The 24306-nt window shown below is 36.0% G+C and carries 23 protein-coding genes; 21 read left to right on the top strand and 2 right to left on the bottom strand.

Going from position 1 to position 24306, the window contains the following annotated elements; translation table 11 throughout:
• The first annotated feature begins 286 nt into the window (after positions 1–286).
• The 5 genes from P0N36_RS02415 (at position 287) to P0N36_RS02395 (ending at position 2447) form a co-directional block, all read left to right on the top strand.
• Entirely contained in the window at positions 287–661 is a 375-nt protein-coding gene (locus P0N36_RS02415; protein WP_275841227.1) for a hypothetical protein, read from the top strand.
• Positions 648–1265, top strand: coding sequence for a GGDEF domain-containing protein (locus P0N36_RS02410; RefSeq protein ID WP_275841226.1), 618 nt, complete (start codon positions 648–650; stop codon positions 1263–1265). Before P0N36_RS02415 ends, P0N36_RS02410 begins: the two co-directional genes overlap by 14 nt.
• A gap of 84 nt (positions 1266–1349) precedes the next feature.
• Positions 1350–1604 (top strand): permease of phosphate ABC transporter, encoded by a 255-nt coding sequence (locus tag P0N36_RS02405; protein WP_275841225.1) that lies wholly within the window; start codon positions 1350–1352, stop codon positions 1602–1604.
• A 173-nt stretch (positions 1605–1777) separates the two neighbouring features.
• Complete coding sequence (locus P0N36_RS02400) at positions 1778–2119, top strand: hypothetical protein (RefSeq protein ID WP_275841224.1); 342 nt, start codon at positions 1778–1780, stop codon at positions 2117–2119.
• Between the two features lie 10 nt (positions 2120–2129).
• Positions 2130–2447, top strand: a complete 318-nt coding sequence (locus P0N36_RS02395; protein ID WP_275841223.1) for a hypothetical protein — start codon at positions 2130–2132, stop codon at positions 2445–2447.
• A 146-nt stretch (positions 2448–2593) separates the two neighbouring features.
• Here P0N36_RS02395 and ansA read toward each other — a convergent pair whose 3' ends face one another.
• Both ansA and P0N36_RS02385 read right to left on the bottom strand, forming a co-directional pair.
• On the bottom strand, positions 2594–3607 hold the full coding sequence (gene ansA, locus P0N36_RS02390) for an asparaginase (protein ID WP_275841222.1): 1014 nt from the start codon (positions 3605–3607) through the stop codon (positions 2594–2596).
• 33 nt (positions 3608–3640) lie between these two features.
• Entirely contained in the window at positions 3641–4297 is a 657-nt protein-coding gene (locus P0N36_RS02385) for a DUF2179 domain-containing protein (RefSeq protein ID WP_275841221.1), read from the bottom strand.
• A 434-nt stretch (positions 4298–4731) separates the two neighbouring features.
• Between P0N36_RS02385 and P0N36_RS02380 the strand changes: the two genes are divergently transcribed.
• The 16 genes from P0N36_RS02380 (at position 4732) to P0N36_RS02305 (ending at position 24271) form a co-directional block, all read left to right on the top strand.
• Positions 4732–7296 (top strand): HD domain-containing phosphohydrolase, encoded by a 2565-nt coding sequence (locus P0N36_RS02380; protein WP_275841220.1) that lies wholly within the window; start codon positions 4732–4734, stop codon positions 7294–7296.
• A gap of 292 nt (positions 7297–7588) precedes the next feature.
• A complete protein-coding gene (locus P0N36_RS02375) occupies positions 7589–8209 on the top strand; it encodes a TetR/AcrR family transcriptional regulator (protein ID WP_275841219.1) in 621 nt (206 codons plus the stop codon).
• Between the two features lies 1 nt (position 8210).
• Positions 8211–8603, top strand: coding sequence for a response regulator (locus tag P0N36_RS02370; protein WP_275841218.1), 393 nt, complete (start codon positions 8211–8213; stop codon positions 8601–8603).
• Positions 8604–8972: 369 nt separating this feature from the next.
• The gene (locus P0N36_RS02365; protein WP_275841216.1) at positions 8973–10226 is read left to right on the top strand and encodes a sensor histidine kinase; all 1254 of its coding nucleotides are present in this window, start codon (positions 8973–8975) and stop codon (positions 10224–10226) included.
• Positions 10227–10276: 50 nt separating this feature from the next.
• Entirely contained in the window at positions 10277–10633 is a 357-nt protein-coding gene (locus P0N36_RS02360; protein ID WP_275841214.1) for a response regulator, read from the top strand.
• Positions 10634–10651: 18 nt separating this feature from the next.
• On the top strand, positions 10652–12751 hold the full coding sequence (locus P0N36_RS02355) for a chemotaxis protein CheA (RefSeq protein ID WP_275841213.1): 2100 nt from the start codon (positions 10652–10654) through the stop codon (positions 12749–12751).
• An 18-nt stretch (positions 12752–12769) separates the two neighbouring features.
• Positions 12770–13267, top strand: coding sequence for a chemotaxis protein CheW (locus P0N36_RS02350; protein WP_275841212.1), 498 nt, complete (start codon positions 12770–12772; stop codon positions 13265–13267).
• A 12-nt stretch (positions 13268–13279) separates the two neighbouring features.
• Complete coding sequence (locus P0N36_RS02345; RefSeq protein ID WP_275841211.1) at positions 13280–15013, top strand: HAMP domain-containing methyl-accepting chemotaxis protein; 1734 nt, start codon at positions 13280–13282, stop codon at positions 15011–15013.
• A 56-nt stretch (positions 15014–15069) separates the two neighbouring features.
• Positions 15070–15885 (top strand): CheR family methyltransferase, encoded by an 816-nt coding sequence (locus P0N36_RS02340; RefSeq protein ID WP_275841209.1) that lies wholly within the window; start codon positions 15070–15072, stop codon positions 15883–15885.
• A 15-nt stretch (positions 15886–15900) separates the two neighbouring features.
• Positions 15901–16911 (top strand): protein-glutamate methylesterase/protein-glutamine glutaminase, encoded by a 1011-nt coding sequence (locus P0N36_RS02335; protein ID WP_275841208.1) that lies wholly within the window; start codon positions 15901–15903, stop codon positions 16909–16911.
• 3 nt (positions 16912–16914) lie between these two features.
• A complete protein-coding gene (locus P0N36_RS02330; protein ID WP_275841207.1) occupies positions 16915–17391 on the top strand; it encodes a chemotaxis protein CheD in 477 nt (158 codons plus the stop codon).
• A 9-nt stretch (positions 17392–17400) separates the two neighbouring features.
• Positions 17401–19689, top strand: coding sequence for an ATP-binding protein (locus P0N36_RS02325; protein WP_275841206.1), 2289 nt, complete (start codon positions 17401–17403; stop codon positions 19687–19689).
• Between the two features lie 57 nt (positions 19690–19746).
• The gene (locus tag P0N36_RS02320; protein WP_275841205.1) at positions 19747–20136 is read left to right on the top strand and encodes a response regulator; all 390 of its coding nucleotides are present in this window, start codon (positions 19747–19749) and stop codon (positions 20134–20136) included.
• A 15-nt stretch (positions 20137–20151) separates the two neighbouring features.
• The gene (locus P0N36_RS02315; RefSeq protein WP_275841203.1) at positions 20152–20619 is read left to right on the top strand and encodes a methylated-DNA--[protein]-cysteine S-methyltransferase; all 468 of its coding nucleotides are present in this window, start codon (positions 20152–20154) and stop codon (positions 20617–20619) included.
• 266 nt (positions 20620–20885) lie between these two features.
• Positions 20886–22013, top strand: a complete 1128-nt coding sequence (locus P0N36_RS02310; protein WP_275841202.1) for an S-layer homology domain-containing protein — start codon at positions 20886–20888, stop codon at positions 22011–22013.
• A gap of 17 nt (positions 22014–22030) precedes the next feature.
• Positions 22031–24271, top strand: a complete 2241-nt coding sequence (locus P0N36_RS02305; RefSeq protein ID WP_275841200.1) for a vWA domain-containing protein — start codon at positions 22031–22033, stop codon at positions 24269–24271.
• The last annotated feature ends 35 nt before the right edge of the window (positions 24272–24306 follow it).

Raw genomic sequence — 24306 nt, 5'->3', positions numbered from 1 at the left:
ATAGGAAAAGGGTAAGGAGAAATAAATTGAATAAACGTTTATATTATAAGACATTTTTTTATATAACGTCATTCTATCTTATTTTTACATTAGTAATAATGGGTAGCCGACAATTAATGGGTCTTGAAATAAGCCTAGTGGCTGTTGGTGTAGGACTTATATTTTCTTATCTTTTGATTTTATCATTATTTACTGTTTTTTTCATATTTATATCGCCATGTTCGAAAAGGCAAAAAAAGAATCAAATCTTAACAGGATTTTATTTGAACTCATACAAAAATCAGTTATGGTAACAAATAGTGATGATTTATATCAAATGATTCTAGACAGTGCTATAGCTTCCATTCCTTCTGCGCAAAAAGGTTGCATCATGTTGCTAAATCCCAAGACGGATATCCTTCGATTTGTTGCAGCCCAAGGTTATGATTTTGATGTTCTTAAGAATACTTATTTAAGATTGGACCAGACATATCTCTATCGTGAATCAAAAGGTGAGATTAAAGAAACAGTGGTTATTGATGATCCCTTCGACTATGATAGATTGAATCTTCATGATGATAACATTGACACCATCTTAGAAGCGGGTTCAGACGCCGTATACACGACATTAAGCACGCCAGTTATGTTAGGGAGACACGCTTTATGGCATGATCAATATTGACAGCAAGTATAGAGAGGCATATGACAAAGATGACAAGCACATTATTGAGTTATTTGCTTTTGAAGTGATTAATGTTATAAAACTTTATCAATCTCTAGAGAAGGTTAATTATTTTATGCATCATGATATACTGACGAACGCTTATAACCGTCATTACTTTAATAAGTTTTTAGAGAAAAAATTAGAGGAAGCGGAGCTTAATAAGACGAGATTGACACTGGTTACAATAGATCTCAATAATCTAAAGGTTACCAATGACACTTATGGCCATGAATGCGGAGACAAGCTATTGATGACTTTTGCTTTAGGGATTAAGAAAGAGATTCGATCCACGGATTGCTTTGCACGTTATGGAGGCGATGAATTCCAACTTTTACTCATTGATTTAAAAGATCAAGAAGTGGATGCTTTGATTAGTAGAATCCAACAATATTTTGAAGGTCATCCCCTAATGTATAAAGAACAACGTATACATATTAGTTTTTGCTATGGAATAGCACGGTTTCCGGAAGATGATTTTTCCTTTGGTGGCTTAATATCTAAAGCAGATCAATATATGTATGTACAAAAGAAGCAGTTTCATTTAAGACAAACTATGCAATAGAGTAAACCATGTTAATACCAATACAATAAATGCTATATCAAAACTACTCTCAACCACGAATAAAATATATAAGGAGGTTTCATTATGGAGAAATGTAAACAATGTTTTGAAAAATGTATGACCGTTACAGATACGTATATGAAGGCATCAACGTGGAAAGATTTGGCTCTTATTAAGTTATGTGTATTCTCAGTAGGTGTATTATTAGGGATCTGTATACCTAAAAAGCATAAAACTGTCTATAGTATCATAGGGGCATTGGTCATTGGTGTAACATTGACACCAATTATGATGAAATTTGTACCGATGTTGATAGACGAATTTGAAGATTTCGAGTAATAGGAATGGATATACTTTAGCTAAAATCAGAAATGATTTTAGCTTTTTATTTTTAGTGTAGTTGATTAGCTAGTGTTAAAAAACTTTGTTGGTTTGAGTAATAATCATGGGGTATGTTATAATAGTATTAAGAATCTTAAGAATCCCCTTATTATTCTAGAAGGAGTGAGATCATGCCCTATTGTCCTAAATGTAAACGTGACTATGAAAAAGGCAAGACAACCTGTACTTACTGTGAAGTGACGCTAGTGGAAGAGGAATCAGATGAAGTCGGAAACGACCAATTAGAGGAGATTAAAAAACTCTGTAGTGTTTATACCTTACAAGAAGCAGACATCATCATTGCTTTATTGAACAGCTATGAGATACCGGCCATTAAGAAGAGTGAACAAATTGGCGATTACTTGACAGTGGCCATGGGAAGTAGCATGTACGGTTATGATATATATGTGCCGATTAGGTTGTTTGACCAAGCGGAGTTATTACTAAACGCTCAAAACATAGAAGAAGACTAGAGGTTTTCACATGGCAAAGCGTACTTTTAAGAAAGATAATAAAGAGTATTTGGAACTTAAAACCGAAACAGTCAAAAAAGGAGAACATATTATGAAAGATATAGGAAAAAAAATAAAAAAAGATGCAGAGCATTTAAAAGATAAAATTGAAGGTGGCGTAAAAGAAAATGTTGGTAAGGCGACAGGTAATCAAGAAATGGAGTTTGAAGGCAAAGTGAAGAATAAAGTCACTAAAGCAAAAGAAGAGGCAGCGGATATGAAAGAGAGTATTCTTGAGAAAGTCAATGACAAGATGGATGAAAAAGATAAGAAAAACCAAAAGAAGTAAATGAAAAAATTAGATGCTTAGTTTTGACCCTATAACCAGTAATGGGAGGTTGAGAAAAAACAAAATAAGGCATAATTATTTAAAGCAAGGCTATTAGTATTATTTAGGCCTTGCTTTTTATGTTTATATTTTATTTCGTTTCTATTCTATTTTCTTGACAGTTCGCCCCTTAAGTTCTCTGACATCAAATGTTTAATTTTTTCCTGATTATAACCCTTGCTCATTAAGTAATAGAGCTTTGTCGCAGCAGCTTCCGGTGTCATATCATACCCGCTGACAGCGCCTGCTTCTACTAAAAAAGCGCTGGTTTCATACTCGCCTATATGTGCAAAGCCTTTTAGACATTGAGTACATACCACTATAATGACCCCTCTATCAGCCGCTTCTTTTAATACCAAACCAAGTCTCTCATCCCTACTTGGAATATTCCCAGCTCCAAGTGCTTCGATAATAATGCCTTTAAGGGGTGGCTTTAGAATGTTTTCCATGACTTCCGTTGAGATACTCGGAAAAATCTTCATATCTGTAATTGGATAGTTCCCATACTCAAATGCTTTCATCTTTTTTCCGTTTTTCTTATTAATTAGAGATTCATTAATCTCAATGTGCACGCCTGCAATGGCAAGAGGTGGAAAATTAGGTGATTCAAAAGCATCAAGGGCATCTGAACTGGTTTTAACCGCTCGGCACCCTCTTAATAACTTCCCTCCAAAATAGAGGCAGACTTCCGGAACATCACATTCTGCTGCAATCTGTACCGCTGCAATAATATTTTCTCTGGCATCGTTTCTAATCTCACATAAAGGTATCTGAGACCCTGTCAATATAACCGGTTTGCTTAGGTTTTCAAGCATAAAGGATAGTGCAGACGCAGTATAGGCCATAGTATCTGTCCCATGTAAGATTACAAACCCATCATAATCATCATAATTGCTTTCAATATCTTTTGCGATCTTTATCCATTCTTGTTGGGTCATATTGGAAGAATCAAGCAAGGGTTCATACTCTTTTATAGTATAATCCGGCATGATATCTGCTTTTAACTCTGATATATTATCAAGCTCTTTTTGCATATAACCTTTTTGGGGGGCATAACCTTTTTGGGTTCTAATCATGCCTATCGTACCACCGGTATAGATAATATATACTTTTTTATTCATATCTTGCTCCTTGAATATATTTATTTTCTTATTTTATTCTGTTGAATCATGACTAGAAAGCTCTTTAAGTTCAAAAGCGATTTCTTCGGCGGTTTTCTTAATCCAGGATGGCGAGGTTTCTTCCGTTTGTGTTGGAGGAAGTTTTTTACCCATGAACCCTTTGGGGAAAACTTTGCTTTGTTTTTTCATCATAACAGCAAGGTAACCACCCTGAAAGCGTGTTGGTTCATAAACAATAACGAAAGCGCTCGGCTCATAATGATCGATGATACCCATAAGCTCAAGTTCACGCGTACGCTTTGTTAAAATATCCATTCGATATCTGGAACTGTCTTTTCCTTCTCCTTGAAAAACGGTGACGCCAAACCCTTGAAGTCTTAAGTGATCAATCAGATCATCATTTTTGTGGCTGATATTAACAACAACAGTGTTATAACCAATAGCAATTTTTTTCTCTATATGTATTCCTACTACAAGTCCCAATCCAAACCCAAGTGCATAAACAAGCATCTGTAAGATGCTTTGTTCACCAGAGATAACGATTGCAAGACCAAACACATAAATTAGACTTTCAAGAAATCCGAATATGGCTGTAAGTAAGGTGAGTTTTTTAACCATACTAATGGTTCTTAGTGCCAACATAGGAACATAACAGAGTTGTAAAATAAGGATTAGTATGATTTCTTTCATAATAGCCTCCTAAGCTGCAGGGATGATTGTGTCTTTGGATTCGGATTTGAGTGAGACACTTGCCATTTTACACCATTCATCTTGGAATTGCCAGTGGTGCAGCAAGATAAATCCTAGATAGCCCACATTAATAGGCACATTGACCTATTTATATACAAAATCAGTGTTGCATAGGTAAAAGGAACTACAAATAAGTTGATTACGCCATCTGATGGTGGTAGAATAGAATGATTATTATATATTGGGTTAAGGCATCAAAATCGTGTAGTTGAACCTAGACATATAATATATGTGAACTTAGTGAAACTTAGTTTTGATGCAATAGCCATAAAGAATTATCAATCATTAGGATGTATATTACGGGGAGAGTTCAAGGAATAAGGGTTTTTTGCAACCAATCTTAGAAAGAACTGAACAGACTTAGGAGCAACTAGATGAAATCCTTTATAAAAAATTACTATAGTATTGGTATAATAATGGCTGCTATCATCGGCCTAACCATGTGGATTCAGTACAATAATTATATTGAATCTATTAAGATGGAAGTGGAAAATACAATTGATAGCAGATTAGATTATATGGCCAGTGAAATCAATGGACATATACAGAGAAATCAGAAAGCATTGGAAGCAGTGGAAAGCTTTATCCTTATAGAGAAAGATGAAGAGAAAATAATTGATTTTATGCAAGCTTTGATGACAAGCAATCCAACATTTCAATCCATCTATTTTGGCACACCGGAAAACAAAATGATCAATGGTAGTGGTTTTATACCGCCGGCGACATTTGATTTACTGGCAAGGCCTTGGTATATTGCGGCCTTAAATGAGAATAAGCATATTATAACCCGTCCATACTTGAATGCATCAAAAGACAAGTGGATTGTAACGCTTGCAAAACCGGTTTATGATCATCAAAACCGTTTATTAGGTGTGGTAGCAGGCGATAGTTTACTTGAAAGCACCTTGAATTTACTTGAAGAACAGAAAATATCAGATGAAAGTTATACCTTCTTATTGGATAATGATCGCAATGTATTATTGCATCCGGACTATGAAAACATGACGGATTTAACCCTTTCTTTAGGTGATTTATCAGTGGACCTTTTAACAGAATTATCAAAAAATAAAAATGGGATTATACTTACATCTTTAGATGGTGTTATTGGCTATGTGGGATGGCGTACCTTTGATGATTCGGGATGGGTTATTGGTGGTTTTGCACCTATGAGTGATTTTGTAAATCAACGCCTCCAAAACATGACCATCTTCTTAATTACCGCCTTGTCCACCACTATAATTTTGTTCGTCGTCTTTATTTTGCAGAAGAAATATGTCATTAACCCAATTAGTGAATTGGATGAAGATATACAAAAAATATCAGTGGATAAGAACGTCACCTACCGCCTACCAATAAAACCAGGTGATCCTTTTTCTGACCTTCGAACAACAACAAATAAAGTACTTGAAAAAACCGAAGATTATTTTAAAACAATGAACAAAAACCAAAAGGCCTTAAAAAATGCTAATAAAGACCTTTACGCTACGTTACAACAATTAACAGCAGTGGAAGAAGAACTAAGAAGTCAGAATGATGAGCTGGTAGAAAACAAGCAAGCTCTAGAAGTTAGTGAAAGAAAAAATAGAGCAATTATTGAGGTCCTACCGGATATTATTTTCATTTTAAACGAAGAGGGTATCTTCTTAGATTGTTTAGTGAATCAGGAGGATATGCTGTATACTAAAAAAGAACACTTTATGAATAAAGCATTAAGTGAAATCATGCCTGAGTCAATTGTTGTTATAGGTATGCGTGCAATTCATCAAGCAATGAACACCGGACAACTTCAAAGATTTGAATACGCTTTAGAGATAGAAGGCAAACAGCATTATTATGAAATGCGTATGATTAAGTTTATGGATCAAGGTGTTTTATCTATTGTGAGGGATATTACTGAGCAAAAGCAGGACCAAATACGCATAGAAAAACTAAGTTATCACGATCAACTAACAGACCTCTATAACCGTCGTTTTTATGAAGAAGAACAAAGACGATTGGATGTACCCCGTAATCTACCACTATCAGTCATGATGCTAGACGTAAACGGCCTTAAGTTAACCAATGATGCATTTGGACATCTGGTAGGTGATCAGTTATTATTGCATGTGGCCAAAGTCATTAAAGATCACTGTCGTTTAGATGATATCATCGCCAGAATTGGTGGGGATGAATTTATTGTTCTATTACCAAAAACAGATACAAGAGAGGCAAAAAGAATAGCAGATCGAATACGTAAAGGTGCTCTTGAACAAAAGATGGATAATGTGGTCATATCTGTATCCATAGGATGTGCTACAAAAACCATTGAAGACCAGTTGATATCGGATGTTTTTATTAGTGCAGAGGATCAGATGTACCGTGAAAAACTAACAGAAAGCCAAAGTATGCGCAATAAAACCATACAAGTCATTATAAAAGCTTTGAATGAGAAAAGCGCAAGAGAAAAAGTACACTCTGATCAAGTTGCTCATTTGTGTCAAGAAATGGGCAAGGCCATGAATCTAGGCGCTCAGACTTTAAATGAACTGGTAACAGCCGGTCATCTACATGATATTGGTAAAATTGCTATTAGGGATGAAGTGTTGAATAAATCAGATCGATTGACAGAACAGGAATATGAAGAAGTCAAAAAGCATTCTGAAAGTGGCTACTTGATTCTAAAATCCGTGGATACTTATTCTTCATTGGCAGAGGATATATTATCACACCATGAAAGATGGGATGGACAAGGTTATCCTAGAGGCCTAAAAGGCACAGAGATTCCATTGATTGCAAGAATCATAAGTGTAACAGATGCATACGAAGCGATGACATCTCAACGACTTTACAAAGCGACTTTTAACCATAAAGAAGCCAGAGCGGAACTTAGAAAACATGCAGGAACACAGTTTGATCCTGAGATTGTTAACATTTTTTTGGACCATAATATCGGACTATAATATAAGCAACAATAGGAATAAGACCTTTAGGGGTCTTATTTTTTGTTCTTCTCAAGGAGCGTGTCCAGCAAAGCTGGCCACTTGCAAGTTATACTTTAGTATATACGTCAAAGACCTTTCCTATCGAACGTTTAGAAATATGAGCAGAGCTCATAACGAGGCGAAGCCTCTTTTCTTGATTTATAAGATGAACTTGTGCAAATATACTAAAAATTAAAAATATATTTTCTGACTATTGAATTGAATTTAGATGAATGCTATACTAGGTTAGTGAACACTAACGAGGTGAAATATGATAAAAAGAAAAGACAAGATTTTAATCAGTGCCATTGATCTGTTATACAGTGAAGGTGTAAATGGTGTAACGACGAAAAATCTCGCAAAACTTGAGAAGGTAACAGAACCGGCATTATATCGACAGTACAATAATAAGCAGGAGATATTGAACCATATTGTGGAAGCCTATGCGCAGTATGATGAAAGAATCATCAACACCATCAAAGAGAGTCCATTATCCGGTTATGATGTTATTAGGTATTATATTAAAAGATTTATTGAGTTTTATGAGAATTACGTTGAACTGACCACAGTAATGTTTTCAATGGATCTATATTATTATCACGAAACAACGAAGACAAGAATGGAAGAAATTGTAAAGAAACGCATAAGTTTTTTAGAAAACCTAATAAGACTCAATAAAGAAACACTTCTAAAAAACAGTAGATTCAACAGTGAAGAAATGGCTAGTATGATACATGGCACCTTATTTGCCCAGATTTATGAATGGCGTATGACAGGCATGCATTATTCTTTAAAGGAACGTGTTCTGGATTATGTAATGAAGCTTTTAGGCAATAGTAATGAAAATGAACACATAGAAGAGAAAGATGAAGAGAGAAAAGAGGAGATGTAATATGAAGATTCTTATTGCAGAAGATGATTTGACCAGCCGCTTATTTATGAAAAAATACCTATCTAAATATGGTAACTGTGATGTGGCCATGAATGGCCTTGAGGCCATTGATTTGGCAATGAATGCCATTGAGATGGAGAACCCATATGAATTAATTTGTTTAGATATCATGATGCCAAAAGTAGATGGCATCAAAGCTTTGAAGGCCATACGAGAGATTGAAAGCACCTCTATGAAGGAAGGGATGAAGCCTTCTAAAATCATTATGACCACCGCTTTAAATGATAAGGAAACCGTTGAAGAAGCTTATAAATATGGTTGTGAAGCATACGCCTGGAAACCGATTGATGTTGAGAAATTTGATGAAGTTCTAAAAAAAATCAGTTTAATTTAGAGTTACTTTTAAATGGGGGGTACAAGTGTGGCTTATTGGAAATATAGAGAAAGCTCATTAAGATTCATTAATATTGTATATATAATTGTATATTTTATATTAGTTCGTTTGTACAGGACCACAAGTGGTAGTCACTTTTTCTTTAATATCTATGTGAATATAGTCATCTTTAGTTTATTGATTCTTGTACTTGGCTCAAGTTTTATAAAAGCTTGGACAGAACAATACCAACTAAGGTTAAATCATTTACTATGGACAATAACAATAGTCAGCACAGTTATAGCCTATTATTCTAGGAGCGATATTTATATCACCAGTCATTTACTACTTCTCTTGATTTCACTTTATTCTTTATATAGTAGAAGTAGGATGAAAAATTATATTCATATTTACCTTATAGTTATCTTGCCATTTGCCACCATATCAGAGGTTGATTTTGACAGAAAACTGATTTCAATAATTGCCATGGTTGTTGTTATAACTATGGCCTACATCAGAAGTATCTATGATGAACACATTTATAACGCCTATGCGGATACGAATCAGTCTCAAAATATGTTGCTCATGAATGCTCAAGAAGGCTTTGCTCTACACCGGATTATTCTAGATGACTCAGGTAAACCGGTAGATTATATATTTTTAGCGGTTAACGCTGCTTTTGAGAAAATCACGGGCCTTAAAGGAACGGATATTATCGGTAAGACAGTATTAGAGGTACTCCCTAATACAGAGGATTACTGGATTGACATCTATGGTGAGGTGGCGATTGAAAGAACTTCCAGAAGTATGGTCAACTATTCTAAGACCTTTGATAAATATTATGAAATTAGAGCCTATCCGACAGAAGACCAGGAATTTGCTGTACTATTTATGGATGTTACAGAACGTATTCACAATGAGAATAAGCTAAAGTATGCTATGAAACAGTCGGACAAGGCCAATCAATTAAAAAATCAATTTCTCAAAGATATCAACCATCGTTTAAGAACACCCCTTAACGGTATGATGGGGATGATGCAACTTATAGATGTTAACGAAGTAGGTCAAAATAATAGAGAGTTATTTGAAGCCATGGTTCTTGAGATGAAACATACCAGAAATATAATCAATCAGATATCAAAATACATTGATATACAGGGGATGGAATTTGAATACACCCATCATAATATTTATAACTTGGTTATGAGTGAATTAAAGAGCCTTGATGGAGAAGATATGGATATAAGCATTGAACAATCAGAAGATAAAGATTTAGAAATCTTTATTGAGAAAAAAGTGCTAGTATCTGTCCTCAGAGAATTGGTAATCAATGCAAAAAACCATACAAGAAATAATAAAGTACATATCAAACTTCAAAGTCAACGAAACCGAGAAAATAAGATTAGCTATATGAAGATTAAAGTAATAGATTACGGAGAAGGTATTGAGAAAGACCGACTTAAGTATATATTCAATGAATTTTATCATCATGATTTTATTCATATTTATAAGGAAAGTGATAGTATCAGCATACCAATGTGCAAGCAGATGTTAATGTGCTGTGGTGGTGATTTGATTGTGGAAAGTGTTCAGGATTATGGCACTACTTTTACAATGATTCTACCGGTCTATACCATACGATAACCATCAACATAATACAAAATCAAAGATATATAAATAACGGAGGGAAAACGATGAGATTAATGATTGTAGATGATGCGTCTTTTATGAGGGTCGCGATTAGAAGGATGATTGAAAAAGAGGATTATGAGGTTGTGTGCGAGGCAGAAGACGGTCAAGATGCTGTAGATAAGTTCAAAAAGTATAGACCGGATGTAATTACCATGGACATTACCATGCCAAACCTTTCCGGTATAGAAGCCCTAAAGGAGATAAAAAAAATAAGTTCTACAGTAAAAGTCATCATGGTCTCAGCTATGGGTCAGGAAGCACTCATTCGAGAAGCAGTAATGAATGGTGCAAACTCATTTATTGTTAAGCCTTTTAAAGAAGATAAACTTATTGAAGTATTGGAGAGTATGAAATCATAAACGAGGGGGGGAGAAGAGTTGGAAAATTCATATATTGATGAACCGATGTTGGAAGCTTATGTCTATGAGACGTCACAGATCATAGAAACCCTTGAGCAACTGATGATACAAAGCGAAAAAGTAGGCACATTTTCAGAGGAAGCTATGAACGAAATCTTTCGTTTTATGCATACCATTAAAGGCTCGTCGGCCATGATGATGTTTAATGAAATCAGTACATTAGCTCATAAGATTGAAGATATATTCTATGTGATTAGGGAAAACAAGACCATAGAATATGATTTTGCTACTTTAGTGGACTGTATACTTGAAAGTGTGGACTACTATAAGATCGAAATGATCAAAATCAGAAACGGAGAAAGGCCGGATGGTGATACTGCAAGTCTAACTGATAAAGTCAATGATTACCTTGTTAAGCTAAAAAAAGATAACGGACTTGATAAAAGCAAAAAAGAAGACAAAGAAAAGCCTAAGGCCGATCAGAAATACTATATTAGTCCCAATAGAAAAGAAGATCAAGCTAAGTATTATAAAGTCAAAATCACTTTTAAAAAAAACTGTGAGATGGAGAACATCAGAGCTTATACGGTCATACATAATATTGTGGATTTGGTTGAAGAGGTGCTTTACAAACCAAGTGATATCATAGACAACGATCAATCGGTTGATGAAATACGATCCAATGGCTTTCACATGGCCATCAGATCAACAGCTCATGAAGCAGACATTCAGAAATATCTAGATAGTACCATTTTTTTAGAAAAACTAGACTTTGAAGAAACTAATCAGGAATGGTTCAAAGAATTTGAAGTCATCTATCAAGACCAAGAGATATCTGACGAAATCAAGATACCGGAAACTTCAAAAAAATATGTTGAAATTCAAAAAAATAAAAAAGAAAAAGAAGATAGTAAGCAAGAAGTCACAGCGACAGCAGCCCAAAGCATTATCAGTGTGAATGTAGATAAGCTGGATAAACTCATGGACATGGTAGGTGAACTGGTCATAGCAGAGGCCATGGTATCACAGAATCCGGAAGTGGTGCGACTGGAGATAGAGAGCTTTGATAAAGCCTCAAGACAACTGCATAAAATATCCAGTGAACTCCAAGATATGGTCATGGCCATACGGATGGTGGCACTGTCTACAACGTTTATGAAGATGCACCGAATTGTTAGAGACATGACAAGAAAGCTATCCAAAGATGTGGTTCTTGACGTATATGGAGAAGAAACAGAAGTAGATAAGAACATTATTGAAAAAATAGCAGACCCCTTGATGCATATCATAAGAAATGCTATTGATCATGGCATAGAAGACGCAGAAGAAAGAAAGATTGCTGGAAAAGACCCTCAAGGTAATCTGACTCTAGAAGCTAAGAACTCAGGCAGTGACGTACTGATCATCGTCAAAGATGACGGTAAAGGTCTAAACAAGGAAAAAATTTATGAAAAGGCCTATAATCTGGGCTTAATATATCAATCTATAGAGGATATGAATGACAAGGATATCTACCGGTTAATATTGCACCCAGGCTTTTCCATGAAAGAACAAGTGACGGAATTTTCCGGTAGAGGTGTGGGTATGGATGTGGTCGCCAAAAACATCGAAAGCATTGGCGGCTCTGTCATCGTAGACAGTGTTCTTGGTAAAGGCACAACCATCATACTGAAAATACCTTTAACCTTAGCCATCATAGAAGGTATGAACGTTAAGGTAGGCGACTCCAGATTCACAATACCCATTGTATCCATAAAGGAATCCTTCAGACCCCTTAACAAAGAAATTATAAGAGACCCTGAAGGAAGAGAAATGATTATGGTTAGAGGTCTATGTTATCCTATCATAAAGCTCTACGAACACTATGGACTTCAAACAAATGTACAGGATTATGAAAAGGGTATATTAATTATGGTGGAGGAAGATGACCGTAGCTGTTGTTTAATGGCCGATGAATTACTGGGTCAACAACAGGTTGTGGTCAAGTCGTTGCCTAATTATATAAAAAAATATAAGCAAATAAAAGGTTTAGGTGGTTGCACTTTACTAGGGGATGGCAGTATCAGTCTAATACTGGATGTGGGAGAATTCGAACTATCCAACGTTCATGAAAAATAAAAGGATGAAGGTGATAAGATGAATGAAGATATGAATAGTTTTATGGATGAACAAGAAGAAGACACCCAAAAGGGCAAGTTTTTAACCTTTTATTTGGGAGACGAATGTTATGGCATCGACATCTTGTATGTGACGGAGATTATAGGCATTCAACCCATCACAGTGGTACCGGAATTGCCTCATTTTATAAAAGGTATTATTAACCTAAGAGGTAAGATTATACCAGTCATGGATGCCAGACTTAAGTTTAACAAAGAAGCTAAGGATTATAATGACCGAACCTGTATCATCGTCATAGATGTGGCACAACTGTCCATTGGCATCATCGTAGATGCTGTAGCGGAAGTCTTAAACATAAGTGATGATAACATTGTACCGCCACCGAACTTGAATACCGGTGGACGCAAATACATAAAAAGCGTGGGAAAAAGTGAAGAAAAAATAACCTTAATCTTAGATTGTGAAAAGCTACTGGATGAGAACGAAGTCAATGAATTAAATCATGCAAACGACTAGGAGGAGAATCATATGAAATGGTATTTAAACTTAAAAATAGGGGTAAAACTGATTATCGGCTTTATAGCGGTTGCAATAATAGCTGGAGCAATCGGTGTGGTGGGATATATAAGTACAAATACATTAAACGATCATTTGCAAGAGGTAGCAGATGTGAGGCTACCAAGCGTGAATGCACTTTTAATGATTCGTGAATCTCAAACAGCAGTGCGAGCAGGACTTAGAAACTTAGCGAACCCTCAAATTTCAGTTGAGCAAAGAACAATAGAGTATAAATATATAGAAGACGCATTTGCACGAAGCGAAAAATACTGGGCAATATATGAACCTTTACCTCAATCGGAAGAGGAAGCAAAAGAATGGGAAAAATTTGTACCCTTATGGGATGCATGGCGCATTACAGTTGATAGATCCGTTGAAGCCTCAGAAAAATATGATGTAGCGGTTAGAGAGAATGCAACTAATCAGGACAGCCTTCTAAATGATTTGCTAAATACAAACAGCATTTCGGCAGAAGCATTTATACCAGCAGAGGAAGCTTTATTAAGAGTAGAAGAGATAAATCTTGATTTAGCAGATGAAGCAAATATTGCTGGAGACGAAGCGGTAGCGACAGCGATAACGCTAATTGTGACAATATCTGTATTAGGTGTAGTTGTATCTATTATACTAGGTGTATATATATCCAATATCATCAAGAATCCTATTAATAAAATGGTAAGGGCAGCAAAAAGTATTGCAGATGGAGATCTTGATGTTGAGATTCACGTTGAATCCAAGGACGAGATTGGTATATTGGCTGAGGCATTCCTTAGAATGACGGATAACATCAATGAAGTTATGACCAATATTAATTCAGCCTCCGAACAAGTGGCATCTGGATCAACACAAGTCTCTGATTCCAGTATGTCTTTATCACAAGGTGCTACAGAACAAGCAAGCTCAGTAGAAGAATTAACAGCATCTATAGAAGAAATCGCAGCTCAGACCAGACAAAACGCTGCTAACGCAGAAAAAGCCAAAGAAATGTCCGCTTCCGCACAAAAATATGCAGAAAAAGGGAATACACAAATGGCAGGTATGGTCAAAGCCATGGAAGGCATCAACGATTCCTCCAACAACATATCTAAGATTATCAAAGTAATAGACGACATAGCCTTCCAAACCAATATATTAGCCCTCAATGCAGCTGTTGAAGCCGCAAGAGCAGGACAACATGGCAAAGGATTTGCTGTTGTAGCCGAAGAAGTAAGGAATTTAGCTGCAAGATCAGCCAATGCAGCCAAAGAAACCACCAGCATGATAGAAGGTTCTATCAAAGAAGTAGAAGGTGGTACTAAGCTTGCCAACGAAACAGCCGAAGCTTTAAACATGATTGTAGAAGGTGTGTCCAAAGCAGCGGAACTTGTTGGAGAAATAGCCGTAGCATCGAATGAACAAGCCCAAGGCGTTGAGCAGATTAATCAAGGCATTATGCAAATATCCGATGTGGTTCAAACCACAAGTGCAACAGCAGAAGAAACCGCTGCAGCCAGTGAGGAACTATCCGGTCAAGCGGATATGCTTAAGACCCAAGTGGCAAAGTTCAAACTAAAACAAGCTAAAAGCAATAGAAACCAAGGGTATGATGATATACATCCGGATGTACTAAAGATGTTAGAAGATATGAAAAAAGGTGAAGACTCAAAACCCCAAAAACAAAACAAAAAGATTACTCTAAGTGATACGGATTTTGAGAAATATTAAGCAATCATCATAAATTATGAAGGGAGACTTGTCTCCCTTCAATAAGTGGGTGTGGCATGATACATATATCAGAAGATGAGTTTAGACTTATTACGGACTTTATAAAAGAGCATAGTGGTATACATCTAAAAGATGAAAAAAAGACATTGCTGGTTGGTCGATTGGGTAGCATTGTCAGAGACCATAACTTAAATAGTTTTATGGCTTATTATCAACTTTTGAAGAAGGACAAAGAAGGTAAGGAACTAAGTCGTCTGATTGATAAAATCACCACCAACCATACCTATTTTATGCGCGAAGCAGAACATTTTAGTTTTCTGACACAAGACGTGTTACCCTATTTGAAGAGGTCCATTCAGAACAAAGACTTACGGGTTTGGTGTGCAGCCGCTTCTTCAGGAGAGGAACCTTACACTCTGGCGATACTTTTAGCAGACTATTTTAAAAATGAAGCTTTTTTATGGGATAAAAAACTACTGGCTACGGATCTGTCTTTAAGTGTTCTTGAAGAAGCCAAGAGAGGCGTATACTCAAAAGAAAAGCTAAGCGCTCTGCCTAAGATATGGGTACTAAACTACTTTAATAAGATCAATGACCATCAATTTCAGATCAAAGAAAGCCTAAAAAAGGAAGTCATTTTCCGTAGATTCAACCTTCTTGAACCGCAATTTCCTTTCAAAAAAAAGTTCCATATCATCTTTTGTCGTAACGTTATGATCTATTTTGACCATGAGACAAAAGCACAACTGATTAGCAAACTATATGATGCCTTAGAACCTGGAGGTTACTTATTTATAGGGCATTCAGAATCCATCAGTAGAGAAAGCACCAAGTTCAAATACATTAAGCCGGCGGTCTACAGAAAAGTATAAGGGGGATGAGCAAGGATGGCTATAAAAGTATTGATTGTTGATGATAGCCGTGTTTTTAGAGAAATTTTATCAAGGGGCATTCAAATAGACCCTTCCATCATGGTAGTAGCAACGGCTATAGACCCTTATGACGCAGTCGACAAAATCCTTGAGTTTGAACCGGATGTGGTCACCTGTGATATTGAGATGCCCAAAATGAATGGTATAGAATTCATTAGACGTTTGATGCCACAATACCCTGTACCGGTTATTGTGGTAAGTGCTGTTAGTAATAAAGTCTTTGATGCTATGAACGCCGGTGCAGTTGAGTTTGTCTCTAAGCCAAGTGCCCATTCTCCGGAAAGCGTACAAGGTTTTATTCTTGAGTTGGTAGGCAAGATCAAGGCAGCTTCTAAAGCAAGTGTCAAAATCAATGAAAAGCCCATAGTGGTAGAAAAAAATGATCATCAAGAAATAAAACAGTTTGACTTAATCGGGATTGGTGCATCCACAGGGGGTACAGAAGCCATATTCAAGGTACTAAAGCAACTGCCTAGTGATATGCCGGGTATTGTTATCGTTCAACACATACCACCTGTTTTCTCGGCCATGTTTGCAGAAAGGCTAAACAATCAAACCCATTTCACAGTCAAAGAAGCAGTTAATAACGACATCATCAAGAAAAACCATGTATATCTGGCGCCGGGTGATCAGCACATACAAGTCAAAAAAAGTGGCGCTGGTTACAGTTTGAAAGTATATTTTGGTGAAAAAGTCAGTGGACATTGCCCTTCCGTAGATGTCTTATTCCTATCTATAGCAGAACAAGTAGGTAGTCGTGCAATGGGTGTTTTACTCACAGGTATGGGGTATGATGGAGCAAAAGGTATAACAGCTATGAAAAGAAAAGGTGCTATTACCATAGGCCAAGATGAAGCATCCAGTGTGGTATATGGTATGCCAAAGGTGGCTTATGAACTAAATGGCATAACTAAGCAGACGTCCTTAGATCTAATGGGTCACTATATGATGAAATACTTGAGGTGATATATGTTAAATGTAGGTATTGGTGAAGTTGTAATATCCAACGATCCGAGTGAAACCATTGTCACCCATGCCCTTGGATCTTGTGTTGCATTAATCATTCATTGTAATCATGCAAAACATACAGCAATGGCTCATATAGTACTTCCTGAAAATTCAAGTACTAGAAATCAGGCTCTTTATAAAATGAAGCCGGGTTATTTTGCATCGGATATAGTGCCCCTTATGGTAAACTATTTTTTAAAAAAGCTAGGTTGTAGCAAAAGCCAATTAGAGATAAAACTGGTAGGCGGTGCAGTATCAAGCCAAGAGACAGATCGATTTTTAGTCGGACAAAAGAACATAGCTATGGTGAGGCATTTAATTAGGGCCTATGGTTTAAAGATGGATGATACAGAAACCGGTGAGCGTTTTAGCCGGACAGTTACAGTTAAGGTCTCAAATGGTCACGTACATGTCAAACGGCAAAATATGATTTTATAGGTGATAAATATGAAAAATAAACTCGACTACTATAATATTTTGGAAGCCCTAGGTGACGGTGTCATTACGGTTAGCGCCTTTAATGAGATTGAGTATATTAATAAAAAAGCGATAGAGATTATTGGTAGTAGACCTAAAGAACTTGAAGATATCTCCCTTTTTTTTCCGGTGAAAACAGATGAAAAGGGAGAAATCATTAGAGGTATTATTGAAGAAGTTAAAACTTCTGGAAATACAAGAGGGCTTGAGAGAGGCGCTTATATTAATGTGCCCCAAATAGGTAAAAGATATATGTCGGCCAGCATCACACGCATACAGGTTCAAAATCAATACCAAGTGGTGCTTAGTATTCGCGATGTAACGAATTTAATAGAACTTGAAAATGATCATATTGAGCAGAAAAAAAACCTAGAAATCATCAACGATGCTTTACCTTTAGGTCTTGTTGTTGTGGATAAGCAAAGAAAGGTTGTTAAGATTAACCGATACATCTCTCATAACTTTGATGTGAAACACTTACAAGCCGGTGAGGAACTATTAGGGAACTTGTTAAAGTGTTCAAATGCCAAGGATAAACTATGTGGGTTAAGTGAACGATGTGCTGACTGTCAAATGAAACAAAGTGTTTATGCTCTATATGAAGACAATCAAGACTATCTAACCAATAGGCTACAGTTTAAACATACTATTTTTGACAAGAATATTTACAGAGATTATCAACTGGGATTTGTAAAAATCATGAGTCACGATGAAATACAGACCTTAATTATCATTCAAGACATAACGGAACAAGTTAATTATGAAAAAAGAATACAAAAGGCAAAAGATGATGCCATAGAAGCCAATCGTTTAAAAAGTGAATTTTTGTCCAATATGAGTCATGAAATTAGGACGCCTTTAAATGGTATCATTGGTATGGTGGATCTTACGAGACGCTATTTAACAGATGCATCATTAATTGATAACCTTGATATAGCAAAATCATCCAGTATGAATTTGCTTAATATTATCAACAGTATTCTAGATATTTCAAAGATTGAAGCAGGTAAGCTGACTTTACTAATGAAGCCTTTTTACATAGATCGTCTATTTGATGAAGTCTATAGAGAAAATCTATTTAAGACCCAAGAGAAAAACATACTGCTTAGTGTACAAAAATGTCCCACATCCATAGGTAGGGTTATTGGTGATAGGGTGAGGCTAAAGCAAGTGTTGACCAATCTGGTGGATAATGCCATCAAATTCACAGATGAGGGAGAAGTCATAATGCAGTATCGTTTTTCTATGACTGGGCATAATAAATTAGAATTGCATGTACATGTAAAAGATACCGGTATTGGTATTAGCGAAGAATTTATGACGAATTTGTTTGAAAGCTTTACCCAAGCCGATGGTTCTTTCACAAGAAAAAAAGGTGGTACAGGCCTTGGCTTAACTATTTCCAAAAAAATCATTAAACTATTTGGCGGGAATCTAACCGTTGAATCAAAAGAAGGCATCGGTTCGGATTTTTATTTCTGCATACCTTTTGAGGTTGAGACAGATTCGGGACAGGATGTAGAGGCTAATTATAGAAATTTAGAAACCTTGCATGAGCCTTACAACAAGAAGGAAACATCTATGAGTAGTCATAAAAAAGGAAGAATCTTGGTGGTTGAAGATGATGATATTAACCGTAGGATTATTTGCAAACAGCTAGAACTTGACGGTCATATAGTAGATATAGCAGAAAATGGGAAGATGGGTGTGGATATAGTAGAAAATACTTCGGCCTATGATGTGATTTTCATGGATATTCAGATGCCGGTTATGAGTGGGTTGGAGGCCATTGATATCATTCGAAAAAACGATAAAGGCAAAAAGCCAATTATTATCGCATTAACAGCCTTAGCATTAAAGGAAGACAGAGATGTGATTATGAAACATAGCTTTGATTTATATATGACTAAACCAATTCAGCTTCAGAAAATATCTGAGGTGGTAGAGTCTCTATTGTCCGGTGATAAAAGGATTATTTATGATGGTAGATACAATGAAGCATTGGTTGTTCAACATGACGAGACTATGATCGAAGAAGACCCAACAATAGAAGCCATCTTAGAGAAAATAAGACGCCTGTATGAAGCTAAAGCCATCGATGAGATTACCATACATGCTCAGACCTTGGTTGATTATTTTGAAAAAATGAAGAAAGAAGATTCAAGGATATTGGCATTTAAACTGGTAATGGAAGCACGAAAGGGAAAAAGGGAAAATATTTTAGACCTAATAGAAAAAATAGCTTTAGATTTAGAATAAAATGTAGTAATCTTATAGTATAGAGAATAAAAAAGAATATATGGGGAGTGACGTGATTTGAAAATACTTATAGCAGAAGATGATGTGGTCAGTAGAAAACTCATGTGGAAAATATTGTCCGATTATGGTGACTGTGATTTGGTGATTAATGGGCTTGAAGCAATTGATGCCTTCCTTTTAGCCTTAAAAGACCATGAACCTTATGACTTGATTTGCTTGGATATCATGATGCCTAAGGTAGATGGCGTAAAAGTATTAAAAACCATTCGAGATTTGGAGATTCAAAATCAAATCAAGAACCCAGCTAAAATAATTATGACAACGGCCCTTGGTGAAACAGAAGTGGTAGATGATGCTTTTATAAAAGGTGCAAATGCTTATGCGACCAAACCCTTGGATATAGAGAAACTTATTGATGTTATTAAAAACCTACAGTTGATAAGCTAAAGAAGGAGCCGACCAATGAACTTAAATATTGCTTATTATGAGTCGCTTATTGGATTAATCATGATAGAAGCAAAGGATGAAACCATTGCAGGCGTGTCTTTTGTAGAAAGTGCAATAATACCTGAAAACATAACACCAATACTTCAATTAGCAAAAAAGCAAATGGTTGAATATTTTGAAGGTAAAAGAAAAGAGTTTGATTTACCTATAGTATTAGAAGGTACAGATTTTGAGATGAAGGTGTGGAAGGCACTTACAGAGATAGGATATGGAAAAGCGACTACATACAAAGACATTGCACAAAACATTGGACATGAGAAAGCGTATCGTGCCGTTGGTGGAACCAACCACAAAAATAAACTGGCTATTGTAGTACCGTGTCACAGAGTTATTGGTAGCAATGGCAAGATGACCGGATATGCAGCCGGTATCTGGAGAAAAACATGGCTCATTGATCATGAAAAGAAATATAGTAGCCAATAATTGAATAAGGGTCAAAACTAAGTTTTGACCCTTAATTGTAGCCTGAATAAAAAATATCCAAGCTTTACGCTTTGGTATTTTTTTAATGTAAAGACATCACAACGGACCTTTTTATTAGGGTTATGTACATGAAATTCTTCAATCTGGGACCTATGAACTTACAATAATTTATGTTATAATTAATTAAATCTATAGTGCTTTAGACGCATTTTGCAGGCATAAGTACTATTGGCGGATAATTTGTAAACAGCTTGAGGGAGGGTTATATGTTGAGGAAAATATTAAAACCATTTGTAGGAATTTTAATGCTGCTAGCTATGACAACGACGGTTATTCTTGGCAATGAAAGTACACCAAGCAATTGGGCAATAACTGAAGTCAATGAAGCGATTGGTCATGGACTCATTCATGAGAGCCTAATGGAAGGCTATCGTCAGCCAATCAAACGTTATGAGTACGTACTCTTAGCATTATCGATTGTAGAAAAAACAGGCAGAGATATTATACTAGAATCAGAATATGCCTTTTCAGACATATTAGGACATCCATATGAGCGTGAAATATTAAAAGCTTATAGTTTTAAGATTATTGATGGGTATGGTAACGGATTGTTTAAGCCGGATGCCAATATTACGCGCCAAGAGGTAGCAAGCCTTGTGTATAAACTTATGAAGGTCTTAGCTCTTGATGATGATACTCTTATTCAAGCAGACACCCAATATTCTGATGGAATCCACATCAGTAGCTGGGCAAAAAAGGCAGTGGACTATTGTTATCAGAACGATATTATGAAAGGTGTCGGTAAAGATCAGATCGGTCTGGATATTATAAGACCATTAGGCACCACAACACTAGAAGAAGCCATTTTACTGATGTACCGACTGGCCAATCAGGAACAGATCATCAATGCACCTTCTATTGGACAAATAACGATCGATGAAAACAATACCGATAGCACGGTACTTAAAGAAGCAGGAGACCTTTTTGACCTCACACTTTTTTCGAGACAGTTTTCCGAAGAAACAGCAACCGTATTGTTGGGATTAGAAGACTCGGAGGAAGTAAGAATTGTTGATGTATCAGATCGTTCCGCCTTGCTAAGTATTGGTGGAAACAGCACGATTTATATGGTTCGAGACTCAAGAGGTATTATTTTGGAACTTAATAGTCAGACAAACATAGATGCAAGTCTAGAGACATTATATAAAGAATTACTAAAAGCAATGAACGGCAATGATTTTGTCCTAGGAAGAATCGAAGATGGCATAAAGGGACTAAGGAACAATGGAATAAGATTCGAAGAAAGTATTGGAGAAACCTATCAAATTATGGGATATTTTGATGATACGGTAGATGATGTATATATCGTCAAATTCCATGATGTAGCGCGATGATAAGAAGGAGGGCTATAATGACAAAAATAAATGTAAAATCATGGATGAGTATGCTTTTGGTAATGGTGATGGTTGTTAGTATGGGTGCATCGGTACAGGCCAATACTGTTAGCTATGAAGCGCCGATCTATATGAACAAAACAATTGTTGAAAACAAGACACAAGTATTGGTTGATGATACTTTTCAAGTCTCTTATAAGTTTCAACCTCAAGACATTCCGGCAGATATGTTGTTGCCGGAGGATTATAATACGCCAAAAGATATAATATTGATTATTGACACTTCAGGAAGTATGGCTTTTGATATAGAGGGCAATGATAGATACAATTGGTATGAAATATCATATAGTCAATACATAGATAAAAGAGAAGATTATAAAAAAACAAGCCATTGGTGGTGGGGTGTTCGTTATTATAAAGGTGTTCTGATTGATAATACAATTCCATCTAGAATGGAATTGGCAAAAAATTCAGCTAAAAATTTTCTGAAACAATTGGAAGGCTTACCAAATACCAATGTTGGTATAATTGAATATAATACATATACATCCGTTAAAGACGGAAATAATAGTGTTTTACTTCCTATAGACAACACATCCAATTATAACCACTTGGTTTCAGCGGTTAATAGCCTAAGTGCAAATGGCGGAACCAATATCGGTTTAGGAATGTACGAAGGCTTCAAGGCTTTGAATACAAATAGTGATTCGGAAAAATATTTTATTTTTATGACTGACGGTGTACCAACCTACTATTCATACTATGTAAGCAATGGTTATTCATATTATTACAATACTGAAACTAATTTAAGCATACAACTAGGTGGGACCGGAAATAGTGACAACGATGGGAATGCCCTTAATTATGGAAAAAATATAGGAAGACTGATAAAAAACAGTAACCTTGATATTCAAAGTTATTTTATTGCATTTGCAGATAATGATGCTGGCAATACTTTAAGAGCTATATCTGATACAGCAAGTGGAACTTATAAAAAAGCATTAACGGGTAATGCTTTGGAAGATATTTACAATGAACTTGGCGAACAGATCAGCAGTGATTTTTCACTGAAAAATGTCTACTTCCAAGAGACTTTTGATGAAGGTTTTGAGATTGTTAGTTATCCTTCAAGCATGGAGAAAGTTAATAATACAGTAAAAGGTCAGTTCGGTAGCATCAATTATAATCTGAATTCAGCAGGAACACATTTTGTAGCTAGTCCGATGGAGTTCACCATAACCCTAAAGGCTAAGACGCCGGGTGAGTACGTCCTTGGTGAAGGGCAGAAATCCTTTATCCGTTATAGAGACTTAGATGGTGAGGAAAAAATCAGAGGATTTGCGGAACTTGAGATGATTGTAACAGAAACGCAAGTCCCTAATATGAATGTGAATTTGTCCAATACAAAAGAGCATTTATCAAACTACATTTTGACCATTGATATTAATATTAATGCGAGTCTTCAAGTATACGACATCAACGATACGCTCTTATTCACACTTGCAGGTGCAAAAGGTGAGAATGCGTTTGATATGACTAGAAATCAGCTCATAGGAACCTATCTAAAGGTCAGGGCAACAGATCCATATGGCAATGTAACCAATGAAACAGTTCCAATTATTACAGTTTTATCTATTGGGAGTCAAGTGCATTCAGAGTTGGTATTACAAACTCAGATTAACAGTACTATTAGCAAAATCGATGTCAATGAGGTAAATATTATAACCAATGGGTTTATCGATGCACTGGGTCAATCTTCACACAGCCTACCTTTAGTGGAGGGTGGTAATCTGATTGAAATCGGTGTAGAAAATGCCTTCGGAAATACAAGTAACCTGTATCATGAAAAAAGTATTGAAGCGGATAACACGCCGCCGATCATAAAATACGATCATATGAAAGGTTTTGTATTAGATGGTTCAGCTATGCCAGTCTATGTTGAAAGTAACGGAACCGGTTCTAGAATTGTTGAGACCCACTATATGAAGCTACCTGATGGTATAACCAATGCTGATGTATCCGACTTTAGTGGTTTGATTGGAAGCAATCAAGGTCTAATGGTTGAGATGACGGAGGCAGAGATTGATGCTATCGATAATTTTGCGCCTAATATAAATGCCTACGAATACCTTCATGAAAGATTTGATGTAACCGAAAATGGTTATTATGCTGTGTATGCAAAAGACGAAGGTGGCAATGAAACAGTTATTGTAATAAGAATTAATAATAGAATGGATGAATTACCAAACCTACTATAATACATAGCTTTGACGCTTAACCATACCTTAGTATA

The sequence above is a fragment of the Petrocella sp. FN5 genome (genome assembly GCF_029210395.1).
Classification (GTDB): Bacteria; Bacillota; Clostridia; order Lachnospirales; family Vallitaleaceae; genus Petrocella.
The sequence above is the reverse complement of the archived record's forward strand: the minus strand, read 5'-3'. Positions and strand labels throughout refer to the sequence as shown.